This window comes from Thioclava sp. F28-4, from assembly GCF_002020045.1.
GTDB classification, from domain to species: domain Bacteria; phylum Pseudomonadota; class Alphaproteobacteria; order Rhodobacterales; family Rhodobacteraceae; genus Thioclava; species Thioclava sediminum.
In genome coordinates this window covers 493,042-516,534 of record NZ_MPZQ01000003.1, presented here as the reverse complement: position 1 = coordinate 516,534, position 23,493 = coordinate 493,042, and the positions used below count along the sequence as shown (strand labels likewise).

At 61.3% G+C, this 23,493-nt stretch carries 20 protein-coding genes; 8 read left to right on the top strand and 12 right to left on the bottom strand.

The genetic code is table 11. The annotated features are described in order from the left end of the window. Positions 1 to 293 precede the first annotated feature (293 nt). The 6 genes from BMI87_RS10030 to BMI87_RS10010 are packed head-to-tail and all read right to left on the bottom strand — an operon-like array spanning position 294 to position 9,186. On the bottom strand, positions 294 to 3,266 hold the full coding sequence (locus BMI87_RS10030; RefSeq protein WP_078521024.1) for a type I restriction endonuclease subunit R: 2,973 nt from the start codon (positions 3,264 to 3,266) through the stop codon (positions 294 to 296). A gap of 7 nt (positions 3,267 to 3,273) precedes the next feature. Further along, complete coding sequence (locus tag BMI87_RS22085; protein ID WP_146681556.1) at positions 3,274 to 3,882, bottom strand: hypothetical protein; 609 nt, start codon at positions 3,880 to 3,882, stop codon at positions 3,274 to 3,276. 2 nt (positions 3,883 to 3,884) lie between these two features. Beyond that, complete coding sequence (locus BMI87_RS10025; RefSeq protein WP_078521023.1) at positions 3,885 to 4,934, bottom strand: restriction endonuclease; 1,050 nt, start codon at positions 4,932 to 4,934, stop codon at positions 3,885 to 3,887. A gap of 54 nt (positions 4,935 to 4,988) precedes the next feature. Then, entirely contained in the window at positions 4,989 to 5,912 is a 924-nt protein-coding gene (locus tag BMI87_RS22680; RefSeq protein ID WP_210402470.1) for an HNH endonuclease, read from the bottom strand. Next, positions 5,909 to 7,168, bottom strand: a complete 1,260-nt coding sequence (locus BMI87_RS10015) for a restriction endonuclease subunit S (protein ID WP_078521022.1) — start codon at positions 7,166 to 7,168, stop codon at positions 5,909 to 5,911. Before BMI87_RS10015 ends, BMI87_RS22680 begins: the two co-directional genes overlap by 4 nt. Continuing rightward, the gene (locus BMI87_RS10010; RefSeq protein ID WP_078521021.1) at positions 7,165 to 9,186 is read right to left on the bottom strand and encodes a class I SAM-dependent DNA methyltransferase; all 2,022 of its coding nucleotides are present in this window, start codon (positions 9,184 to 9,186) and stop codon (positions 7,165 to 7,167) included. Before BMI87_RS10010 ends, BMI87_RS10015 begins: the two co-directional genes overlap by 4 nt. A 225-nt stretch (positions 9,187 to 9,411) precedes the next feature. Between BMI87_RS10010 and BMI87_RS10005 the strand changes: the two genes are divergently transcribed. Both BMI87_RS10005 and BMI87_RS22080 read left to right on the top strand, forming a co-directional pair. Next, positions 9,412 to 9,774: a hypothetical protein gene (locus BMI87_RS10005; protein ID WP_078521020.1), complete on the top strand. Its 363-nt coding sequence runs from the start codon at positions 9,412 to 9,414 to the stop codon at positions 9,772 to 9,774. Further along, positions 9,771 to 11,441, top strand: coding sequence for a hypothetical protein (locus BMI87_RS22080; RefSeq protein WP_146681555.1), 1,671 nt, complete (start codon positions 9,771 to 9,773; stop codon positions 11,439 to 11,441). Before BMI87_RS10005 ends, BMI87_RS22080 begins: the two co-directional genes overlap by 4 nt. A gap of 366 nt (positions 11,442 to 11,807) precedes the next feature. Here BMI87_RS22080 and BMI87_RS09985 read toward each other — a convergent pair whose 3' ends face one another. The 3 genes from BMI87_RS09985 to BMI87_RS09975 are packed head-to-tail and all read right to left on the bottom strand — an operon-like array spanning position 11,808 to position 16,190. Further along, entirely contained in the window at positions 11,808 to 13,844 is a 2,037-nt protein-coding gene (locus BMI87_RS09985; RefSeq protein ID WP_078521016.1) for an NADH:flavin oxidoreductase, read from the bottom strand. 41 nt (positions 13,845 to 13,885) lie between these two features. Beyond that, positions 13,886 to 14,956, bottom strand: a complete 1,071-nt coding sequence (locus BMI87_RS09980) for a hybrid-cluster NAD(P)-dependent oxidoreductase (RefSeq protein ID WP_078521015.1) — start codon at positions 14,954 to 14,956, stop codon at positions 13,886 to 13,888. Between the two features lie 4 nt (positions 14,957 to 14,960). Next, positions 14,961 to 16,190 carry an aromatic ring-hydroxylating dioxygenase subunit alpha gene (locus BMI87_RS09975; RefSeq protein WP_078521014.1) on the bottom strand — a complete coding sequence of 410 codons (1,230 nt, stop codon included), beginning with the start codon at positions 16,188 to 16,190 and terminating at the stop codon, positions 14,961 to 14,963. Between the two features lie 144 nt (positions 16,191 to 16,334). Between BMI87_RS09975 and BMI87_RS09970 the strand changes: the two genes are divergently transcribed. Further along, positions 16,335 to 17,231, top strand: coding sequence for a LysR family transcriptional regulator (locus BMI87_RS09970; protein WP_078521013.1), 897 nt, complete (start codon positions 16,335 to 16,337; stop codon positions 17,229 to 17,231). Between the two features lie 155 nt (positions 17,232 to 17,386). Here the strand turns inward: BMI87_RS09970 and BMI87_RS09965 are convergent, their stop codons facing one another. Further along, the gene (locus BMI87_RS09965) at positions 17,387 to 17,617 is read right to left on the bottom strand and encodes a hypothetical protein (protein ID WP_371326878.1); all 231 of its coding nucleotides are present in this window, start codon (positions 17,615 to 17,617) and stop codon (positions 17,387 to 17,389) included. A 252-nt stretch (positions 17,618 to 17,869) separates the two neighbouring features. Further along, positions 17,870 to 18,715: a hypothetical protein gene (locus tag BMI87_RS09960; RefSeq protein ID WP_078521012.1), complete on the bottom strand. Its 846-nt coding sequence runs from the start codon at positions 18,713 to 18,715 to the stop codon at positions 17,870 to 17,872. 331 nt (positions 18,716 to 19,046) lie between these two features. On the opposite strand from BMI87_RS09960, the gene BMI87_RS09955 reads away from it, so the two are divergent. Continuing rightward, positions 19,047 to 19,976: a hypothetical protein gene (locus BMI87_RS09955; RefSeq protein ID WP_078521011.1), complete on the top strand. Its 930-nt coding sequence runs from the start codon at positions 19,047 to 19,049 to the stop codon at positions 19,974 to 19,976. A gap of 47 nt (positions 19,977 to 20,023) precedes the next feature. Here the strand turns inward: BMI87_RS09955 and BMI87_RS09950 are convergent, their stop codons facing one another. Beyond that, positions 20,024 to 20,944: a LysR substrate-binding domain-containing protein gene (locus BMI87_RS09950; protein WP_078521010.1), complete on the bottom strand. Its 921-nt coding sequence runs from the start codon at positions 20,942 to 20,944 to the stop codon at positions 20,024 to 20,026. A 76-nt stretch (positions 20,945 to 21,020) separates the two neighbouring features. Between BMI87_RS09950 and pcaD the strand changes: the two genes are divergently transcribed. From pcaD to pcaG, 4 genes are read left to right on the top strand one after another with little or no spacing between them, the layout of a single operon-like run. Beyond that, complete coding sequence (gene pcaD / locus BMI87_RS09945) at positions 21,021 to 21,806, top strand: 3-oxoadipate enol-lactonase (protein ID WP_078521009.1); 786 nt, start codon at positions 21,021 to 21,023, stop codon at positions 21,804 to 21,806. Then, positions 21,793 to 22,173 (top strand): 4-carboxymuconolactone decarboxylase, encoded by a 381-nt coding sequence (gene pcaC, locus BMI87_RS09940; RefSeq protein WP_078521008.1) that lies wholly within the window; start codon positions 21,793 to 21,795, stop codon positions 22,171 to 22,173. The genes pcaD and pcaC overlap by 14 nt, the downstream gene beginning before the upstream one ends. Continuing rightward, on the top strand, positions 22,170 to 22,892 hold the full coding sequence (gene pcaH, locus BMI87_RS09935) for a protocatechuate 3,4-dioxygenase subunit beta (protein WP_078521007.1): 723 nt from the start codon (positions 22,170 to 22,172) through the stop codon (positions 22,890 to 22,892). Before pcaC ends, pcaH begins: the two co-directional genes overlap by 4 nt. Beyond that, a complete protein-coding gene (gene pcaG, locus BMI87_RS09930) occupies positions 22,892 to 23,491 on the top strand; it encodes a protocatechuate 3,4-dioxygenase subunit alpha (RefSeq protein WP_146681554.1) in 600 nt (199 codons plus the stop codon). The genes pcaH and pcaG overlap by 1 nt, the downstream gene beginning before the upstream one ends. Positions 23,492 to 23,493 lie beyond the last annotated feature (2 nt).

Below are 23,493 nucleotides of genomic sequence, written 5' to 3'. Positions count from 1 at the left end.
TTCGGAATTGGCACTGACGCTCACGTCTGGGGAAAATTCAAACGGCGGTTTCGGGGAGATTACGTCCGGCGGTTACATTCCAGTATTGAGGATGACATACAAGACGCTCTACGCCGCAATGTCGCGGATGAGCTTTGCAGGGTTTATCCTAGATTGAAAGAAGCCGTCCGCAAAGCAAGCCGAGGCAGCAAGTGAAGGTGATTTCCACCGGGCTTCTGTGACCGGTCTGTTGGAGTAGGGGCCTTAAATATCGACCCGCGGCTGTGCTTTGAACTCCTTGTTCCGCTGCAGGCTCATCGCGCCGAGCTCTCCCGCGCCTGCCTCTGCGCCCGCTTGAAGAAGTGACGTGTCGCCTGCTCACGCGCGTCCTTGTCGGTCATGACGATATTTCGCATCTCGTTATCCTGCTGGAACATCTTCACTATCTGCTGGAAGAAAGCTTGGGAGAACGCGTTGTAGACCACGTCGGCCGGATTGTTACGCATCATCTCGGTCATGCCCTCGTCCATGACGTCGCGAGTCACGCGTTCGAAACGCAGGAAGTCTTCGCGCGAGAACTTGGTGCCATGTCGATCGTTGAACGCATCGATGATCTCCGAGAGGGAGCGTTCCTCTTCTTCCGTGTAGGAATTGGCGCCGAATTCGGAGATCGGCTGCAGGGTCGTGGTATCGCCCGCAGCCAGGGACGCGCTTCCCTCCTCGCCTTTCTGAAGCTTGAAGGCTGCCAGGTTGAGCATGTCGTCCGATACCGTGATATCGGCTGGCACGTCGCGCGACGGGAGCAGGCGCGAGAGCCAGGAGCTGTAGGCGTAGAGCTTCTCTAGCCAGGCGTCGTTGAGGTTCACAACCTGAGCGACAAAGGCGTAGAAACGCTGGAAGCTCCTCAAGAGCTGCCGGAATTCCTCTTTCTGCGCCTCATCCTCGTCGAGCAAGAAGCGTTCGACAGCGAGCCGCACGGTCCCCTCCAGAACAAGACGATCCTGTTCGGTCAGGTCACCCTTGAAGAACTGATCGGCAAAACGCTCGATCTCTTCCTTGTTGATGTAGGTCGAATTGGAGATCCGCTGTTCGAGATCGTAGACCTGATTGAGATCCGTTCGTTCTTCGAGGGCCGTCGCTTCGAAGAAGGGAGCGAAGGCTTCCTTGATGTCCTCCATCGTGTTCTGGAAATCGAGCACGAAGGTGCGGTCCTTGCCGGGATAGGTCCGGTTCAAACGCGCGAGGGTCTGCACGGCCTGAAGGCCCGCCAGCTTCTTGTCGACATACATCGCGACCAGTTTCGGCTGGTCGAAACCAGTCTGATATTTCTCGGCGACCACGAGAACCTGGTAGGCATCCGTGTCGAACTTCTTCGGCAACTCGGTTTCGGCGAAGCCGTTCGCAGTCGCTTCGGCCCACTCATTCCCATCGACCGTCAGATCGCCGGAGAACGCGACGAGCGCCTTGAGATCGGTATAGCCCTTGCTTGCGATATAGTCGTTCAGACGCTGCCAATAGCGCAGCGCGTGCTCGCGGCTCTGCGTCACGATCATCGCCTTCGCCTTGCCCTCAAGCTCCCGCGCGACGTGGCGGCGGAAATGCTCGACGATGACCTCGACCTTCTGGTCAATCGCGGTCGGGTGTAACGAGGCATAGCGCGCGACGCGCGCTTGCGCCTTGCGGCCCTTGAAGGCCGGATCGTCGTCGATCGTCTTCTCGAGTTGATAGTAGGCCTTGTAGGTCATGTAGTTCTGGAGCACGTCCAGAATGAACCCCTCCTCGATCGCCTGCCGCATTGAGTAGAGGTGGAACGGATGCGGTTTGCCATCGGATCCGATGTGGCCGAAGCGCTCCAGGGTGACGTTGCGCGGGGTCGCGGTGAAGGCGAGGAACGAGATGTTCTTCTGCGGGCCGCGCGCTTTCTGGAACGCCAGAACGAGGTCCTCGATATCCTCGGGGCTGGTGTCATCGCGGGTCAGCGCGTCTGTCATCGCCTGAGCCGCCTTCCCGGATTGCGAGGAATGCGCCTCGTCGATGATCACTGCGAAGTTCTTGCCGGCCTGTCCCGAAATCGTCGCCAGATGTTCGGTGCCGAACTTCTGGATCGTCGTGATGATGATCCGCGCGCCCTTGATGATCGCGTCTTTCAGATCGCGGGACGTGCCGTCGATCTTCTTAACCACGCCGTCAGTCTGCGCGAACCCACCAATGGTGTTCTGCAACTGACGGTCCAGCACCAGCCGATCCGTCACGATGATCGCGGTGTCGAAGAGGGGCTGGTCGTTCGCATCATGCAGGTTGATGATCTGATGCGCGGTCCAGGCGATCGTGTTCGACTTGCCCGACCCTGCACTGTGCTGGATCAGGTAGTTCTGCCCTGGGCCTTGGGCCTTCGCGTCTGCGAGCACCTTGCGCACCGCATCGAGCTGCTGGAAGCGCGGGAAGATCAGCACCTCTTTGCCACCGCCGCGCTCGAGGTGGATGAAACGCCCAATCAGATCGAGAAGCACCTCGCGCGAGAAGACCGCCCGACCATCGGGCAGATCCTTGTAGAGATAGGCCACGCGGTTTTCGCCCGGCACGTCTGGATTACCGGCGCCGCCATTGCGCCCGCGGTTGAAGGGGAGGAATCGGGTCTTGCCGTTCATTAGCCGCGTGGTCATCGACACATTGTCTTGGTCGACTGCGAAATGAACGATGGCGCCGCGCTTGAAGGTCAGCAGCGGCTCACCCGCAGGCGACCGATCCTTCCGGTATTGCTTCTCGGCATGTTTGACGTTCTGACCTGTCAGGAGGTTCTTCACTTCGAGCGTCGTGACCGGAATGCCGTTGACGAAGGTCACCAGATCGAGGGCGTTATTGTTCTTCGCCGAATAGGTCACCTGGCGCATCACCGAGAGTGTATTGGCCTCGTAGAGCCGCGTCAGATCCGGGTTCAGGTTCGAGGCAGGCTTGAAGAAGCACAGCGAGAAGCGGATGTTCGGGACCAGCTTGATGCCCTCGCGCAACACGACATGGGTCGGGTGCTCCTTCAGCGCCTTGTCGAGACGCTTGAGAACCTCCGCCTCGGCCTGCGCGCTGTAGTGATCCTCCAGCACCTGCCACGCATCGGGTTGCGTCGTCCTGAGGAAGTCGAAGAGCAACTCGGTGTCGAGCGCATGGGCGACGTCATAATGGGACGCGCAGCTGCGTTCGAGATACCCCTGTTCGGAGGTCAGGCAGGAGACAATATGCGCCTCGAAGACCTTCTCTTGGTGGATGTCGGCGGTGGTGTGGGTGGTGGTCATAATTGTTTCACTCGCTTTCACCGATGGTTGCGAGATCACTTTCGCTAGCAGTGTTTTGTTCGCGGAACCTCTCGCAAAACACGTCTACCATTTTGCCCGCGATCTGCACTTGAGCGCTGCGGTTCAGTTGCGTCACGCTGGACCATGCCGGAAAACCGCGCGGATTTGATAACGGGAACTCGAATCCAACTAACTGCTTGGGGCGATTTACTGGTTTGACACTTCTTCCATCGCCATGAGCGACTGCATTTCTAAGAGATACCAAAAATGCCAAGGCAGATATCGGATTACCCTCGTCATCTTCCAACTTTAGCGTGTTTAGATTGCCTGTCGCCTTTGGTAACTTTCCAAAGAACCCCTCAATAGATTCATTATGAAGCGAAATCTGTATCGCATCAAAGACTTCAAAGTTCGGGTCGTCTTCAGGGGGAACGCGTGCATAGATATCTTTATCTGGACGGATTGGGCACGTTCGTATTCTTTGCGTGGTCCAGCAAAGGATTGCCGTAAATGTAGAGTAGGTATGGGTCGTTTTGAAAGTAGAGTGAGGAGATTTGAGCATCTTCCCAAGTCTATCAATCGCTGCCCATTCGTAGTTTTCGTCCCTGATTTCCACGATTACCCGTCCTCTCCTTCATCAGGCACGAGCGTCCATGTTCGGCGAAGGGGCAGTTCTGCGCGGATCGCTTCGGGTAGGTCTTCATAGACCGAGAATAGATTGTCGACAATCTCCTGCCGACCCCAGAACCGAACGCGGAAATAGAGTTCGTTCAGGCGTTTACGGACAGGCGGCGTGAACCCGTTCCAACTGACCAATAGACCATAGTCTGCCTGTGTGTCCTGCACCGCGCCGATCAGCCCTTGAAGGTCTGGGTGCTGCACTGTCATCGTGCCGGACTTCACCTGTGCGACAATGCGCGGACTTTCTAGACCGAGAGGACCGCTGCCTGCTACCAGATCGATCCCGTTGTCCGCACCGGGCGGCGAGACGCGCACCTTCATGCCCTGTGCTTGAAGTATCGCGGCGACGAGACTTGTCAGATCGTGTCCAGTAAAGACCGACGCGATGCGCTTCTCGATCTGGTCGCGAGCGATCTGGTCGAGATCGACCATCGCATCGACGTCAGCCGCGATTTCGGTATCGGTGATGGTCGTTCTCGGCGACGTGATCGGGGTTGTCCCGTCGCCCGGGTCTTTGCCTGTCGTGATGACCTGCTCGACACGGGCGAGAGCATTGTTCCGACTGATTTCGCAGACGGTCATGAACGCGCCGAAGCTGTAGAGAAGATCCTGCTTGAACGTGTCGCGGGGCAGATCCGTTTTCAACCATTCGACTGCGCGCGTCGGACTGCCGGTTTCGGGGTCGGGCCTGTAAGCCCCCGTGACGCGAGCGATGGAGATCGTGCTAGAGGTCTTGACTGGGCAGACTACGAGATCGCCGATCTCAATTACGTTGATGAACTGGTTCATCTGTGCGGCGAAGTTCAGGTGAGTCTTGTGCTTCGCGTCGGGAAACGCCGCTTCCATGACCGGGATTAGACTGTCCCGATCCTTGGCATGGGAAATGTCGGAGTGGATGTTGAAGTGTATGGTCAGGGCACTCTTCGCGAAAGCACCTGCCTCGTATTCTCCATTCTTGCCGAGAGCGACCTTCCAGAGGCGTTTCATAGTGCCGCCTCCGCACAGAGATCGGAGGGCAACGGGAGACAGGTATGTGGCGCTCTACACATTCGCTCCACCTTTCTTGAACTGCCTGAAATGAACTTCGAGCAATGCCGGGGCGACTAGATGATCGATCTCGCGTCCGTCGAGTTTGCCATACGTTGTTGTCTTCAATCGCTCCGCCACGCGCACTCTGCTTGTCTTGGGATCAATGCTCCACAGCAGCGCATCGAACAGAGAATGAAGGTCTCGACGCAGCAACATACCATTGTCGGGGTGATCCCATTTCGGATCACCGGTGTGAGGCATAACATGCGCCGCTTCCAATGCTTCGGGGATTGCGCATTTCGAGATTACGCAACGCCCCTTGTATCGCTTCATCAGCGCGTCCCGAAACTGAGCTTGCCCCGGCCGTGCCTTCTGCATCGAGGTCTTTCGGCCCTGCAGTCCGGCCAGTAGATCGTCTTTATGGTTTAGGACTTCGCGTTCCCACCCCTCGGCGTGGCTCTGACGAACCTCTTCCGGCAACCCGCGGGACCTGGCGTCCACGACTTTCCGGAAGTCCGCGTAATCATCGTCCTCGATCAGATATGCTTGAAGATGTCGGTGCGCTCTCGCGTGGTTGAGAAGACGGCTGCCCGTTTCGCCCTCACCGAGATCACGAAGGCCGAATGGGCGTGGCAATCGTTGAACATTCCGCAAGACGATAGCGATGCAGTCATCCAATTGTCGCTGCGGACCTGCAATTGCCTTCGCAGTCAGCCCCCAACCCCGACCGAACTCCTCGCCTTCGTGCGTCCAGATCCAGAGTTCGTCGCCCTGGTGAATCTCCGGTGCGCTTGGGCGTGATCCGTCGACTGCGTAAATAGGTCCTCTTTCCGGGATGAGCACCTCACCCCCTTCCCAGTCAGATGAGGAGACTGGTCGGCAAATGCCTTTCGGACAATGCAACTCCCCGTTCACCTTCAGGAAATAACGGTTCATGCGTCCATCTCCTCTTGAATGGCATCGAGATGGCGGTCGGAGGTGCCGGATTTAGCGTAGGTGGCCACGTCGATCTGACCCGTGACAGCGGCGGTGATCAGGGCGGAGCGGTATTCTTTGAGGCGGTCGATGGATTTCTCTGTGCTGCTCTGCACCCTCGTAATCCTGTCACGCTCCTTCACGGCGGCGGTCGCGCGCTTCACTTGCTCTTCTCGGTCGACGTATTCGAATCTGAACGAACTCACTTGGTCAGGACTAATGTGGGGGACGCTGACGCCAGTCATGATCGGTTCGAAATAGGCGAGAAACTGGCGACTGGTGAGCAACAATTTCATGAACTGCTTGTCCAATGTTTTCCGGGGAGCGATCCGGCAGACACGTTGGAGGAGCAATGCTGGCGCGTCTTTTTCCGTCAGTTCTGCAACACGAATGCCGGATGAGATCCACGGGCGGTCCATCCCAAGCACAACATCGCCTGCATCCAGCAAGAAGCGTGATACCTCGCCCAGTCGTTCACGCGACCAATAGACGGTATCATCCCACCTGATCGAACCGGGGGATACATTTGCGCCTCTAAGTAGAGGCATGTCGTCAGGATCGATTGAGAAGTCACTGCTCGGGAAAGCATAACCAGACAGAATGTCGATGTGGTGCCCGAGTTTCGTTCGCTTGCCGTCGGTCGAGATCGCGCTTTCGACCACGCTCTCCCATTTCTCCCCCAGCAACGCCACCAACCGCTGCTTTTTCTCGATTAGCAGGTCTATTCTTGCGGTCTCACGGTCCAGAAAGTCGGCGATCTGGCGTTGGGTCGCGAGGTCGGGGATACGCAACCGGATGTTCTTCATATCGCCGTAACGGGTCGTCCACAGGTCTGCGACGATGCCGTGCCCCCAGCGATAGAACTCTTCTTGAAACGCGGGAGAGCGGAGAAGATGATGGGCGAAGCGTGGATCGATATTTCGCGGTTCGAGGACAATGCTGATCAGCGAGACTGAACCTTCATAATCTGAAACTCCGCCCGATCCTTTTCGGTCTGACCTACTGTTGATCACATAGTCGCCGACCCGCACGATTTTTCTGTTGTCGCCGTCATCTGTCTTGGCGGCGGTTTCAAGTTGCGGAACGATGCCGCCCATCGTCACAGAAAGAGGCGGAAAGTCTTTGTCGCTGCCCTTTTCCTTGCGCTCTCGGAAGAGTTGTCCGAGCCGGTAGAGAGACCAGTCTGGTGGACTAGCGAGTGTCATTATGTCTGTCACTCCACGACCTCCTGCAGCAGACCTGCGATCTCTGCTTCCAGCGCCTTCAACTCGGCGTCGATCTCGTCGAGCGGGCGGGGCGGCACGTATTTGTAGAAGTAGCGGTTGAAATTGATCTCATATCCGACACGCCCGACGCCGCCATCCTGGGCGTCGGTGTAGCTCTCATCTACCCACGCATCCGGCACGAAAGGCAGAACCTCGCGCTGCACATAGGCGCGCCAGTCCTCGTTCAGCGGCACCAGCTCGTGATCGCGCAGATCGGTGTCAGGTTCGGGATTGCCGTTCTTGTCGGTGCAGACCTCGGCGTCTTCGTCGCGCTCGGAAAGCGCAGACAGAACCGCCTTCTTCACCGACGCCCCCAGCTTCACGCCAGCGGCCCGCAGAGCGCCGCTGAGCGCCCTCTCGAACTCGTCGCGGGACATCCAGCGCTCACCGACCGGAAGCCTCCCTAGGGCCTCCAAAACGCCCGCCTGCTCACCTTCTTCCAGCTTGGCGAAGGGCTTGGCTCCGCGCAGGGCCTCCAGACCTTCGGGCGTAACCGAGAAGGCCAGTTTGAGCGGCCGTTCGACCCGGATCTCGCGATAGCCAAAATCGGTGGTGTCGAAGATCTTTGACACGTCAGCCCAGTCCGAATTGCCGTTGAGCATGTCGTGGTAGATCCGCGCGATCTCTTCGGTAGCTTCCTGGGGGATCTCGCGACGCTTCGAGCCGAGCGACTTGCGCATCGATTTCCAGAACCGCTCACCACTGGCGTCGATCAGCTGCACCTTGCCGCGCCGGTCCTTGTCCTTGCGGTTCGTGAGCAGCCAGACATAGGTTTGAATCCCGGTGTTGTAGAAGAGGTCGGTCGGCAGCGCGATGATCGCCTCGACCCAGTCGTTTTCCAGCATCCAGCGCCGGATCTCGCTCTCGCCTGAGCCAGCCCCGCCGGTAAAGAGGGGGGAGCCGTTCATGACGATCCCGATGCGCGAGCCTTGCTCGTCATTGCGCATCTTGGAAATCATGTGCTGGAGGAACAGGAGCTGGCCATCCGAGATTCGTGGCAGGCCCGCACCGAAGCGCCCCTCCCTACCGAGATCCGCGGCCTCTTCCTTGATCGGGTCTGCGTATTTCTTCCAGTCGACCCCATAGGGCGGATTGGAGAGCATGTAGTGGAAGCGATTGCCCTGGTGCGCGTCCTGGGTCAGCGTGTTGCCGAAAGCGATGTTCTCGGGATTGTGCCCGGTCACCAGCATGTCGGATTTACAGATCGCGAAGGATTCCGGGTTCAGCTCCTGGCCGAAAAGCTCGACCCGGATGCGATCGTTAAGATCCTTCATCTCCATCTCAGCGATCGAAAGCATCCCGCCCGTGCCTGCCGCTGGATCATAGACCTGTCGGATGACGCCGCTGCCGGTCAGGGCTTCCTTGTCGTTGACCAGAAGAAGCGAGACGATGAGGCGGATGACTTCGCGCGGGGTGTAGTGCTCCCCGGCGGTTTCGTTCGAGATTTCCGAGAAGCGACGGATCAGGTCTTCGAAGAGGTAGCCCATCTCGATGTTCGAGATGGCGTCCGGATGCAGGTCGATCTGCGTGAAGCGGTCGAAGACCTGGTAGAGCAGCCCCGCATCATTGAGGCGCTTGAGCTGATCGGTGAACAGGAACTTGTCGAGGAAGATGTCCCGGACATTGCCCGAGAACTTGGTAATGTATTCGACCAGATTCTTGTGGATGTCCTTCGCGTCCTGCCCCTTGAGCGAGGCGAAGGTGAAGCGGGACAGGTTGTAGAGCCGGATGTTCTGCCCGACGACGCCAGAGAGAAGTGTGTCGCGCGCGTCATCGTCCATATCCGCGGGCAGGCTCTCGGCCATGGCGAGCACGTCAGGCTTGCTCGCCTCTAGGATGCAGTCGAGACGGCGTAGCACCACGAAAGGCAGGACGACCTTGCCATATTCGGATTGCTTGAAGTCGCCGCGGAGAAGTTCGGCAATTGACCAGACGAAACTGCTTAAGCTCTTGATGTCGTTGTTGCTCATGGATCCCTCAAAATTCGCGCACAGGATGTTCTCTCGCCGGTTCCAGTGCAAGGCGCAATTGGATGCGTGTCCGGGGCAGGGCGCGGCGCGGGGTTTTCTCGTTCAACGCCCAGCTTCTCATTTGTGTGATTTTGTCTGCCGGTTTTTTCAGGTCCGCTTTCCATACTGAGGACACCATCAAGTGAACCCGCGTGCCGGGTATCCCATGTCCATGGAGAAGCGCAGATGAAGGACACAGAAGTTGAATGTGGGGTCGACGTTAAGCGCAAGCGGCGCGAGATCCGGGCGACGGATGCCGAATGGGCCGGGATCAAGAACGCGGCTTCGACGGCCGATCTCTCGATTTCCGATTACGTCTGTCGATGCGCTCTCGCGACGGATAACTCCCCGCGCGGCAAGCCGTCGTCCGCAATCCTGATCAGGATCGAATGGGCGCTCTGTGAGCTCAACGATATCCTTCGCGGCATTGCGCGGAAATTGGTCTCGACGGGCAAGATCGAGCCAAAGGCATTGAATGTTCTCATACAATGCGAAGGCATGCTGATCAAAATTGAAAGCGCGCTGCACAAAGGTGGGCCGTCGCGATGATCATCGGCTGGACGACATTCAAGGGACACAGCCTCGGCGACTATCAGCGGCTGGTCAATTATTTCGCCGCAGAAACGGCCGAAAAGCGGGTGAACACCTCGTTCATTTTGGTGCGGCGGCATCCGTCACCCGAGCTGCTGCGCGGCGGTCCTGCGCACGTCCTGACCACGCTTGGGGCCCTGAACCATAAGCACCGTTTGTCGGCCTTCACACTCACATTTTCGGAGGCTGATATTCCGGTCCGGGCGTTCAATGCGGGGGACCCGGTCCTTCGCGACACGGTGCGGCGTATTGTCGATTTGGCCCTGGAGGTCGCGTTTCCCGCGGTGCCCAACGATCGTCGGCCCGCAGTTCTCGTAACGACGCATACGCATACCGGAAAGCTCGAGTTGAACTTCGCGCTCCCGCGGTGCGTGAACCGTGCGGATGGCCGGGTGCGTGCGCACAATCCTTCCCCACCGGGCGAGCGCGCGCATGACCTTTGGTGGGCTTTCGTCGACACCGTCAACGCGCATTGCGGCTTCGATGACCCGGGAAATCTGGATCATGCCCGGCTCATCAAACTGCCGAATGGTATCGTCAAGCAGCTGGCTGAAGCGCGGCGAAACCTGCGACGCTCCCCGTATGAAGTCCTGGAAGGGTTCATCCCCGCAGTCATCAACGAGGCATCGAGTATTCTCGCCGAGCGCGGGGCTCTGACCCGCCAGGATTTACAAAAGGCGATCATGCCAGTCGCGAAAGACTTCGGCCTGACGTTTAGGAAAAGCTCGGATTTCGGAACTACCTTTGTCTTTCGCTCCGAGGGGATTGAACGGCTGGTGACCTTCCGGGGCCCACTGATGAGCGAGGAATGCGATGAAACCGTTTCGCGCTGGCCAAGCTGGAACGAAGAGCGCCAGAAGATATTGAGAGCCGCCCCCGAGAGGCTCGCCTCGCGCTGGCTCGAGATGGCAGACGATGTTTCCGAGCGGCATAAATTCGCGAAGCCCGACAGCTTCGAAGCGCTGTCTGAATTTCTCGAACCCGCACCCAAGCCAGCGCGACGCGCTTTTCGTCAGAAGGACAGGGGGCTGCGGCCGATCGCTGGCCTCCTCCATCGTCTTGTAACCGAGCGCCTTATGGGCGGGCTCGTCGCGCGCCTCGTTACCGCGCTTCCCGAAAACCTCTTTGCCGAACCACACAAAAAATTGGAGGCCCTCAATGCCCGATACACAAAGCAACACGAACCAAGTGAAACGTCAGGACATTCTGGATTTGATCGAGTCGAACCGACGTATCGCGGAACTCATTCCAGATCTCCAGGCGCTCCTGGCAATCGAGAAGGAGCGCGGGGTGGTCGAGCGACTCGATCAGATGATCGAGGATCTCGGCGCGATCTCGCAGCAGATCGCGAAAGCCGCGAGTATGATGGGCGACGCGATCGAAGCGCTTCACCAGGAAGCGCAGAAACGCGAGAAGCGCGAGCAGGAGATCGTCGATCTGATGGCCCTCGTTCACGAACGCTTGCGGCGTTTGGGCTGAATGAACTGGACGCAAGTATCAAAGCGCTGCTCGAACGCCTCGGAGCGGCTCAGGGACAAGGGGGCGGAAAGTTTGAAGACGCGCTCGAGCCGGCAGAGATCGGCGCGCCCGAGGAGAACGACGAAATTCTTCCCGACGGACCGTGAGCGCTTTGGGCGTCACGAGATCAATGGGCGATCGGCAGTCGCTCGATAGCGTATTTCACCACCTCCACTCCGATCACCTTCCGTCCCTAGGGTCGAGGAAAACTTCTGCATAGTTGTTTTTCAGGCCCACGAAATTAGTCGCACTAGTTGAGCGCACGAATACTTCGTAGTTTTCGGCGGTTGCGCCCTCCCGCAACCAAATCTTCTAAAGCATATCAATACGTTAAGCGCCTCCTTCGGGCGGAGTCTTGCGCTTCAGCTCGCCTGAAGGCAGACCCCACCCCTGCATTGACCGCAGCCTGCGCAGTGTGCCCCAGGCTCTCGTGTCGTGGGTGAGCGGGGCGTGCCGTTCCCCTGCAACCGAGATCAGACCGTGCGCATCAGCCGCAGGGCGTCGTAGATTGCCGCGTGGGTGTTGCGCGCGGCCACGGCGTCTCCGATGCGAAAGAGCTGGTAGACGCCGCTCGGGTTTCGCGTGACCGTTTGCGGCTGGCCGGCAATCAGGGCTTCGTAATCGACTTCGCCCTGATTGGTCGCGTCCTCGCGCAGATCGAAATAGATGTCGTCGAGAGGGCGGGTGCCGTGATTGACGACGACCTGATCGACCTGCCGCTCGCGGGTGAAAGCGCCATAATCGCTTCCGACGCTCGCGACCAAACCGTTGCCGTCCTTCGCCACGCCCGTCAGTTTCCAAAGCACGGTGAAGGTCACGTCGCGGGCCTGCAATTCGCGCAAGGACGGGGTTAGCGACATCGCCATGACTTCGGAGGAGAAATTGCGGTCGCGCGTCATGACCTCGACCTTCGCGCCGCTGGCGGCGAGGGCTTCGGCGGCCTGCAGGGCAGCGTAGTCGCCGGCGTCGTCATAGACCAGCACGTTGCTGCCGGGGCGGGCGTCTCCCGACAGGATGTCCCAGGACGAGACGACGAGATCGTCGCCTGCATCCAGCACCTCGGTATGCGGCAGGCCGCCGGTCGCGATCACGACGACATCGGGCTGTTCAGCGCGGATCGTGTCCGCGTCGGCATAGCTGTTGAACCGGAAACTCACACCGAGACGCTCGCACTCCGCGAACCGCCACTGGATCAGCTGGATCATCTCGTGGCGGCGCTTGGATTGCGCGGTCAGGCGGACCTGTCCACCCGGATCGTTGGCGGCCTCATGTACGATGACCTCATGGCCGCGTTCCGCGGCGACCCGGGCGGCCTCCAACCCGGCCGGACCGGCGCCGACGATGACCACGCGGCGCGGCGCATCGGCCTTGGCGATCTCATGGGGGACTTCCAGCTCGCGCCCGGTCGAGGGGTTGTGCAGGCACAGCGCCATGCCGCCCTGATAAATCCGGTCGAGGCAGTAATTCGCGCCGACGCAGGGGCGGATACGCTCTTCCTCGCCGCGCATGATCTTGGCGACGATATGCGGGTCGGCCATATGGGCGCGGGTCATGCCGACCATGTCGAGCTTGCCCTCCGCGATCGCGTGCCGCGCGGTGGCGACATCCTGAATCTTGGCGGCGTGGAAGGTCGGGAATTTGGTGGCGGCGCGGATTTCTCCGGCGAAATCCAGATGCGGCGCGCTGCGCATGCCTTGCACCGGGATCACGTCGGTCAGGCCCGCATCGGTGTCGATATGGCCCTTCACCACGTTGAGGAAATCGACCATGCCGCTGTCTTTCAGCCGCTGCGAGATTTCCAGCCCCTCTGCGCGGGAAATGCCGCCGGGCAGGTCCTCGTCGCCGGTGTAGCGCACGCCGACGATGAACTCGTCGCCCACCCGCGCGCGGATCGCCTTGAGCGTGTCGAAGGTGAAGCGCAGACGGTTCTCGAGGCTGCCGCCATAGGGGCCGTCCAGTTCGTTGGTCAAAGGCGACCAGAACTGATCCATCAGGTGGCCATAGGCCTGCAACTCAATCCCGTCGAGCCCTGCCGCTTTCATCCGTTCTGCGGCGTCGGCGTAGTCCTCGATGATGCGCGCGATGTCCCAATCCTCGGCCTTCTTCGGGAAGGCCTTGTGCGAGGCCTCGCGTTCATGGCTCGACGAGACGACCGGAAGCCAGTCGGCCTTGTCCCAGCGGGTGCGGCGCCCGAGATGGGTCAGCTGGATCATCACGGCGCAATCGTGCTCGTGACAGGCATCCGTCAGCTCTTTCATCCAGCCGACGACCTCGTCTTTCCATGCGAGGATGTTGTTGAAGACCGGCGGGCTGTCGCGGGCGACGGAGGCAGAGCCCGCCGTCATCGTCAGCGCCACGCCCGCGCGCGCCCGCTCGACGTGATAGGCGCGGTAGCGATCCTTGGGCATCCCGTCCTCGGGGTAGGCGGGCTCGTGGCTCGTGATCATCAGGCGGTTCTTCAGCGTCAGATGCTTGAGCTGATAGGGCTGCAGAAGCGGATCACTGGACATGGGCGGACTCCTTGAGGTCGGGTCTTGAGGGTAGGGGGCTGTCAGGCGTCGATCGAGACGTCGCCGATCGGGTTCGAGCAGCAGGCGAGAACGTAGCCTTCCTCGATCTCGTCATCGGTGATGCCGCCGTTGTGGACCATGTGGACCTGACCGCCCTTGGTCTTGATCTTGCAGGTGCCGCAGACCCCGAAGGTGCAGCCCGACGGCAGCGGCACGCCCGCGGCCCTTGCGGCGGCGAGCAGGGTTTCGGTCTCCTTGATCTTCGCGGTCTTGCCGGATTTGGCGAAGGTGACCTCGACGGCGGCATCCTCGTCGGGGGTCACGTCGTCTTCGGGTTCGACTGGGCGATCGGCAATCGGGGCGTTGAAGCTCTCCTGATGGTAGTGGTCCATGTCGAACCCCAGACCGGTCAGCGCCTCGCGCACCGCGCGCATGAAAGGCTCGGGGCCGCAGCAGAACACTTCACGCTCGAGATAGTCGGGGGCTGCGAGACCGAGGATGAGCTGGTTCAACTGCCCTTTGATCCCGGTCCAGGGCGCGTAGCGATCCTGCTCCTCGACCACCCAGGTCAGCGCGATGCCCGGCAGGCGCGAGGCCATATGCTCCAGCCGTTCGCGGAAGATGATCTCCGACGGACGACGCGCGCAATTGATGAAGACGATGTCCGGGTCGCTGCCCGCGTCATAGAGCTGCGTCGTCATCGACATCATCGGAGTGATGCCGGAGCCTGCCGAGATGAACAGGTATTTCGACGCCGGATGAACGACGTTCGAAAACATCCCCGCCGGTCCCAAGGCCTTGATCCGCATGCCGGGGCGCAGATTGTCGAGCATCCAGCGCGTGCCAAGCGAGTCCTGTTGCGCCTTCACCGTGACGGTGAGCGAGGTGGGCCGCGATGGCGAGGAGGAGATCGTGAAAGTCCGGTGCAGCGGGCCGCCCGCCACCGGCAATTCCAGCGTCACGAACTGCCCGGCGTTGAAGTGGAACAGCGCCCCCGAGGGCGGGCGAAAGGTGAAGCTCGCCGTATTGGGGGCCTCGGGCAGGAAGTTGACGCATTCCAGCGGTTCGTCATCGGTCCAGAACTGAAGGAGCGGTTGAGCACTTGCAGCCATGAGCCTACTCCGCCGCGACGCTGCGCGGGGCAAGCGCGCGGGTCATGGTGTCGGCATACCAGTCGACGAACTGGATCACGCCGGACTCCCAGTCCGGGCTGTAGGGGCCCGGCGTATAGGCGGGAGAGTTGATGCCGCGCTGGTTGTCCTCGACGATCTCGCGGTCCTGATCGTTGGTGGCGATCCAGACTTCGGTCAGGCGATCCAGATCGTAATCCACCCCCTCGACCGCATCGCAATCGACGATCCAGCAGGTCGTCACCTCGGTTTGGGTGGGGCTGATTGGCATGACCCGGAAGGTCAGCGTGATGTCGGGCAGGAAGTGGTTCCAGGTCGACGGGTAGTGGAATTTCAGCAGCGATCCCGCATCGGGCAGGGCGACGCGCCCGAGGGGGCGGCGCACCGCCGCCTGACCGTCCATCGTGTAGCTGACGGCATTGTCCTGCAGCGGCATCCGCGCCAGACGGTATTGCCCCTGACCGCCGAGACGGAATTGCGCCGGCGCGCCCGCCGCCTCGCAGCGGTCGAAATGCCCCTGAAGCCGGGCCGAGATCGAACCATCGGCGGAGACGCCCGCGACCTCCGGGTCCAGCGGGAAGGAGTTGCACAGCTCGGGGTGGTTGCTCGAGCAGTGATAGCACTCGCGGTTGTTTTCCCAGACCAGTTTCCAGTTGCCTTCCTCGATGATCGACGAGGTGAAGGCGACCTTGCCCCGGTGCAGGTCGTGGACCTCCAGATAGGGGCGCGCCATGGCCGCGAAGGCTTCGAAATCAGGGGCGTCATCGGCCAGACAGATATAGATCAGCCCGCAGAGATCGCGGGTCTGAACCGCATGCAGGCGATGTTCTTTCGGGTCGAACTCCGGCCCCATCTCGCGCGCCCAGAGCAGGCTGCCGTCGAGATCGTAGGTCCATTGGTGATGGGGGCAGACGAGCTTGGCCACACGGCCCGCAGACGCCTTGCACAGGATCGAGCCGCGGTGGCGGCAGGTGTTGTGAAAGCCCCGGATCTCGCCATCGCTGCCTTTAACCAGAATGACGTCATAAGCCCCGATCTTCAGGCGCGCGTAGTCGCCGGTCTTGACCAGCTGACAGGCAGGGATCGCATAAAGCCACTCGCGGTAGTAGATATGCTCGAGATCCTCCTCGAAGATGCCAGGGTCGGTATAGAAGGCCCGGTCGAGAGAATACCCGGGTTTGCGATGTGCGAGCAGATCGGCAAGAGGAGGTGTCACGGGCGCGGCCTTTCCTATCCAAGCGTGATTTCACCTCATTTCAAATTTGCTTTTTCGTGCCTCTCAACGTCATAAATATTCATCCCGGGTGAGTTCAGCTCACCTAAGACATATTTCGACACGGAATGGTTCGAAACCGACATCATGCAGCGCCCCTATGATCTTCCCTCGCTTAGCTCACTGAATTGTTTCGAGGCTGCTGCCCGAAAATTAAGCTTCAAGGCGGCGGCGTCAGAGCTGAACGTGACCCCGACCGCCGTCAGCCATCAGATTCGGGCGCTCGAGTCGGAGCTCGGTCAGCAGCTTTTCCGCCGCCAGCATCGCGGCGTCGAATTGACCGAGGCCGGGGCCTATCTTTTCAACGCCGTGCAGCGCAGCTTCGAGGCGATATCCGACGTCGTGAGGGATATGCGCGGGCCTGTCGCGGAGGACGACGTGATGGTGCTGGCCTCGACCGCGGTCAGCTCTTTGTGGCTCACTCCCAAACTGACGGAATTCTGGCTGAACCATTCGGATATCAACGTCTCGCAGATCGTGAGCGACGCGGTGGATTTAGAGGCGACCGTCGATCTCAGCCTGCATTACGGCGAGTTTCCCGAGGGGGATGAAAGCTGCACGCAGCTTTTTCAGGACTGCATCTGCGCGGTGGGCTCGGAGGCTTTTGCTGCGCGCTATGCCATCACCGCCGCGCATGACTTGCACCGCGTCCCGCTGATCCACATCACGCGCGAGCGCCATCGCTGGACCGAATGGCCCGATTGGCTGTCCGAGCTCGGCGCTCCGCAGCCGACCGGCAAACGGATCACCGTCAACAACTACATGATCGGGCTGCAGATGGCGAAGGAAGGCGTCGGCGCCCTGCTTGGTTGGGACGGTCTGGTCGGCCACCTGATCGACGCCGGAGAGCTCGTCGCGCTCGGGTCAGAAAGCGTGGTGTCGCCACAGTGCTTCTACATCAAGGTTCACCGTCGCGCCTCCGCAAAGGCGAAGAAATTCCGCGACTGGCTGGTCGCTCAGAGCGTCACGAAGTTAGATGGCTGACCGGAGATAGCCGCGAGGGTTCACTCGCTTCGAACGCATCGCACAGGCACGCGCCACGTTCCTAAGCGCTCAAGCGTGAAGGTTTAGGGCCGGGGGGGGGGGGGCACCGCCCGTGAGCGGTCGCGCCGACAAAGAAGGCTCACAGGCCGCAACGGTCAGGTTTTGCTCTCTTCCGTTTCCTCTGCGACTTCGGGATCGTTGTAGTCGTTGGGATCGAAGTCTTCAGGATCGAACGCGTCCTCTTCTTCCGCGATGCCGGTCACGTAGGAGGTTCCCGTTTCTTCATCGAAGATCAGACCGTAATTCGCCCGTCCCTCCGATCTGAACCGGAGAAACTCGTGAATGCCCGCGTAGAGTGCGACGAACAGGAAGGGCAAAAGTATCACTGCAGCGAGTATCTGAGCGCTGATGGCGGACCTCCTCCGGGCTGAACAGCAAAGGCGGATTGTCTGTGGCTGCAAGCCGGGTCAATGAAACAGCAGGCTAACATCGTCTGGATGCAGGTTCGAGCACTCGGGCGTTCAGTGTGACCTGCATCTGAGCAAAAAGATGGGTCAGCGGACCGTCGAGGTCAAGGCTGGGCGCCGACAGGGCCTGCGCTTTCGCACCCCGCGTCGACTGCCGGAGACCCCACCGTCTCAGGCGTCGACGGGTTTCACCTTGGGCGGGATCGGGGCCCCGGACGGGTCGATCCCGTGTTTCTGCAACGCCTTGTGCATGTAGCTGCCGCGCCGGGGGCGGTTGTTCTCGGCCTCTTCCAGACGGGGCTTCATCCGGCGTGCCCACATATGCACCGCATAGGTGTCGTCGGTCAGGAAATCCGTCTCCACGTCGAAGCGCGACATGATCATCTTGTTCCGGTTCTTGAACGGGATCGGATAGAAGGCCTGTTGCGAGAGCGCATGGTCCCATTCGCCGGTCTCGCGCAGGAAGTGGCTCAACGCGGCAGGGCCGGTCAGCCCCCATTCCTGCTCGGAGAAGTGCACCGGTCCGCCGCGGTCGCGGGCCGCGCGCAGTTCCTCTTGCTGCTCTTCCTTCAGCCATGGCCCGATCGCGTAGGGATCGGCCACGAAATCCAGCAGCCCGCGCAGCGTCTGCGACTCCGCGGGCAGGCGCATCACCGCGTTGCAGATCAGGTGCGGCTTCTCCAGCCCGAAGACGTAATCGTCTTTGAAATCGAAGGGCTTCACGCAGAGCACATCGGCATCGACCCAGATGTAATCGGTCTTCTCCATCAGATGCAGGCGCCACAGATCGGCATGGATCGCGGGGCTGCCGGTGCGCTTGTGGCGGATGATCTCGTCGCCCGGGAAGATCTCGCGCGCATCGCGCAGCGTCACGCCGGGCGGGGCGTTCGGGATCAGGTTGTAGCAATAGAGCAGCGTATCATGGCCCGCATCGACGAAGGATTTCAGGCTCAGCTGTTCGAGCCAGGACAGGCGGTCTCCGATCCACAGGGTCGCGATCGTCGGCAGTTGGGACAAGGGTAGGCTCCTGTTTGGAAAGGTCTTTCGCGGCGGTCAGGCTGCGTGGGGGCGGTATTCGGTAAGTTCGGTGGAGACGTCGGGCGTCCAATGGGCGCGAGAATGCACGAAATCTCGTTCACAATATGACGTGGTCGACCCACTCCGCATCCTGCGGCTCAGGCCACGTTCTGCGCTCCGCTTCCCTGTTGCCATAAATGTGCCCGATCTCTTTGGTTTTTCTTATCTCGCCTTCGCCGTGACGATAGCACCAAACCATCCGTATGTAATTGATCGGCGCAAGAAAAAATGTCAGACCTCAATCGATCCCGAGCAGGAAAAAGCGATCTCGATGGCCGATGATTTCGAAGACGACGCCGCAGGTGATGTGTCCGGGCTCGAGGAGAAGCTGCCCGACTGGTATCGCGAGATTTTCCCGGCAGGGCCCCGTGACGGGTTCTATGAAAAGCTGGGCGAGCACGCGCTGATCCATGTCGCGCGCGATCCGGGCACGTTGGTCGTGACGTTCGATAACCTCTCGGATGCGGGCTATCCGGGCTATGACATCCGGCCCTGGGCCGAGAAATTCATCCGCGACAATGGCTGGAGCCATCTGGGCGTGGTTGCGCAAGGCCCGACATGGTTTCGCGACGCGCGGCTGATCGCCCGGATGGAGGCATTGCGCGATCAGGGCTTTTTCGAAGGATACGCGCGGGTCGTGATGACGGGCACCTCGATGGGCGGCTTCGGCGCGCTGGCCTTCGCCGATCTCGCGCCGGGCTGCGAGGTGGTGGCCTTCAGCCCGCAGACGACGCTCGCGCGCGATCTGGCTCCGTGGGAGCGGCGCTTTGCCCGGGGGCGCGATCAGGACTGGTCGCTGCCGCGCTCGGATGCGGCTGAACATAGCAGTGCTGCGGCCAAGGTTTGGGTGATCTGCGATCCGTTCCTGCAAGAGGATATGCGACAGGTCGGGCGTCTGCCGCGCGATAACGTCACGCTGCTCAAGGCGTTCGGGCAGGGGCACAAGACGGCGCTGGTGTTGCGCCGGATGGAGCTTCTGAAGGCGGTCATTGCGCGCGCGGTTGCGGGCGAGCTGAGCGAGGATTGGTATTATCGGTCGACCCGAGGCCGCAAGGATATCTACCTTTACCGCAAGGTGATGGAGGACCATCTCGCCAGCCGCGGCAAGGAACATCGCATCCCGCGTCTGGTCGCGGCCTTCAAGGCGCGCAGGCAGGCGCAAAGACAGGCGCGCGCTGCGGCGACCTCGCCCGGATCATAACGCCTTTTGAGGTGTAATACGCCGGGGCAGGGCGGCTTGCCCGCGCCTCAGGTGGACGTCGCCTCGCGCATCCGGGCTGCCTCATGCATCATCGCGGTCAGCCGGGCGACTTCGGGGCGCTCGGTCATCTCGTGCTTCATCGTCAGCCCGACCGCGCCCGACATGAACTGCGCGCCCAGCGGCAGGCTCACCAGAAGCCCCGAGGCCAGTTCGCGCGCCACCACACCGCGCGAGATGAACCACAGCATATCCGACCCCTCCAGAAGCCCGAGCCCGGTCGCGAGCGAGACGGTCTCGATCGGGCAGCGCGGCTCGGTGATGCCCTGCGCGCCCAGATAATCGTCGACGATGCGCCGGATGATCGCGCCGCGCGTGGGCAGGATCACGTCGCATTGGCGCAGTGCCTCGGGGGCGGGGCTGTTCGCGAAAGGATGGCCCGCGCGCGCCGCGAGGATGACCTCTTCCTCATAGAGGAAATCGAAGCGCAGCCCCGGCATGTCGCCCGCCGCCGGCATCCGCCCGATCATCAGATCCAGCGCGCCGGAGCGGATCCGGTCGAGCAGATACAGGTTCGGCCCGGTGCTGATCGAGAGCCGCGTGCCCGGATGGGCGCGGCTGAAGTCGAGCGCGACGCCCGGAAAGATCGAGCCCGCCACCGTCGGCAGCGCGCCCACATTGATCACGTCGCCGATCCCGTCGCCGCTCAGCGCGGCCGCCCCGGCTTCCAGTTCCTGCAGCGCCTGTATCGCATGGCGGCGAAACGCCTCGCCCGCGGGCGTCACGGTCAGCCGCCGTCCACGCCGCTCCAGCAGCGCGCCGCCCAGCATCGCCTCCATCTCGGAGAGCGTTTTCGACAAGGCAGGCTGTGAAATCCCCTGTTTACGCGCCGCAGCCGACACGCCGCCTGCCTCGATCGTGTCGAGAAAGGCGCGGATGTGCCGCAGCTTGAGACCTTTATGCATAGCCATGGGGTTATGGATTAACGTGCATTTTATATTTGGCTCAAGCGAAAACTTCAGAAAAGATTATGGCGGGAGGAAGAGGATGCACGCACTTATTTGCGACTGGGGGCATATCCATTACCGCGAAGACGGTGTGGCACAGGGCGTTCCGGTTATATGTCTGAACTCGCTGGGCACCGATCTGCGGATGTGGGATGGGCTTGTCGCCCCGCTCTCCGGCTATCGTCTGGTGCGCATGGACAAGCGCGGCCACGGGCTGAGCGCGACATCTGATGTCGCCCCCACGATCACCGATCTGGCGCGCGATGCGCTTGCGGTGGCCGATCATCTGGGCATCGAGCGGGCGGTTTTCGTCGGTTGTTCGATCGGCGGCATGATCGCGCAGGAAATCGCGCGGATCGCCCCTGAACGCGTGCGTGCGCTGGTTCTCAGCAACACGGCGGCCAAGATCGGCACCGAGGAAAGCTGGGCCGAGCGGATCGCCACGGTGGAAAGTCAGGGCCTGCCCGCGATGGCGCAAGGCGTGATCGAGCGTTGGTTCGGCCCCACCTTCCGCGCCCATCCCGATTGCGCGCTCTGGGTGACGGAGGTCGCGCGCACCGACGCCAAGGGCTATGCGAATTGCTGCGCGGCGCTCGCCGGGGCCGATCTGCGCGACGCTCTACCTGAGATTTCCGCACCGACCCTCGTGATCGCGGGCAGCCATGACGGCGCGACGCCGCCCGAGCAGGTCATGGAGATGGCCGCCGCCATTCCGGGCGCGCGGGCCGAATTGATTGAAGGCGCGGGGCATATTCCCGCAATCGAGGCGCCCGAGCAGGTGGCGCGCCTCATCACTGAATTTCTGAAGGAGCATGAGCGTGTCTGAGCGATATGAAGCAGGGATGGAAACGCGCCGCCGCGTCTTGGGCGACGCCCATGTCGACCGCGCCGATGCGAGCAAGACCGAGTTCGACGCGCCGTTTCAGGAATTCATCACCGAGGGCGCCTGGGGCTCGGTCTGGTCGCGGCCCGACCTGACGCCGCGCGAACGTTCCATCGTGACGATCGCGCTTCTGGCGGCGCAGGGCAATCACGAGGAGATCGCGATGCATACCCGCGCCACCGCCAACACGGGCGCCACGCCGGAAGACCTGCGCGAAGCGATGCTGCATGTCGCGGTCTATGCGGGCGTACCGCGCGCCAATCACGCGATCAAGATCATCAAGGAAACGCTGAAGGAGATGGGCCAATGACCGGTCGTTTGATCCCCCGCGAGGCCGGTATCCATCCGCCTCTCTTCACGCCGACCTACAAGACCTCGGTGCTGCGCAGCCCAGAGCGCGCGCTGATCGCCTTCGACAGCTCGCCCAGCGAGGAGACCGGCCCGACCTTCGGACATGTGAAGCTCGGCGCGCTCGATAACGACCTGCTGCTGAACTATGCCCGCCCCGGCACCAGCGCCATCGGCGAGCGGATCATCGTGCACGGTCGGCTTCTGGACGAGAACAACCGTCCGATCCCGAACGCGCTGATCGAGATCTGGCAAGCCAATGCGGGCGGGCGTTACCGCCACAAGAAAGACGGCTATCTGGCGGCGCTCGATCCCGATTTCGGCGGTTGCGGGCGCACGATCACGGGCGCGGACGGCTCCTATGCGTTCCGCACCGTGAAGCCCGGCGCCTATCCGTGGCCCAACGGCCCGAACGAATGGCGTCCCGCGCATATCCACTTCTCGATCTTCGGGCACAGCTTCGGCCAGCGCCTGATCTCCCAGATGTATTTCGAGGGCGATCCGCTGATCGCGCGCTGCCCGATCGCACAGACGATCCCCGACAAGGCCGCACTCGACCGGCTCGTGGCGGCGCTCGACATGGGCGAGACGAAACCGATGGACGCGATTGCCTATCGCTTCGACATCGTGCTGCGCGGCCACCGCCAGACCCATTTCGAAAACCGCCCGGAGGGATTGTGATGGTGCAGAAATTCGACAAGCCGATCCTGACGCCTTCGCAAACGGCAGGGCCTTACGTCCATATCGGTCTCGCCCCCGAAGCCTGCGGCATCGAGGATGTGCCCTTCGAGACGCTGGGCCGCGAGATCGCCGGGCCGGAGGCGAAAGGCGACCGGATCAAAATCACCTGTCGCGTCGTGGACGGGGGCGATCTGCCGCTGCGCGATTGTCTGGTCGAGACCTGGCAGGCTGACGCCGCCGGTATCTATCCGGGGCAGGAGGGGGCCGACCCGGCTGTCTCCGGTTTCGGTCGCATCCCCGCCGATTTCACCACCGGCGAGATCATTTTCGAGACGATCAAGCCCGGCGCGATTGCGCTTTCGGGCGACCGCAAGACGCCGCCGCATATCTCGTTCTGGATTTTTGCGCGCGGGATCAATCACGGGCTGCACACCCGGATGTATTTCCCCGAGGACGATCTGTCGGGCGACCCGCTTCTGGCGCGGATCGAGCATCGCGACCGGATCGCCACGATGGTCGCCGAAGCGACCGGCCCGGGCGAATACCGTTTCGAAATCCGTCTGCAGGGCGCAGGCGAAACCGTCTTCTTCGATATCTGAGC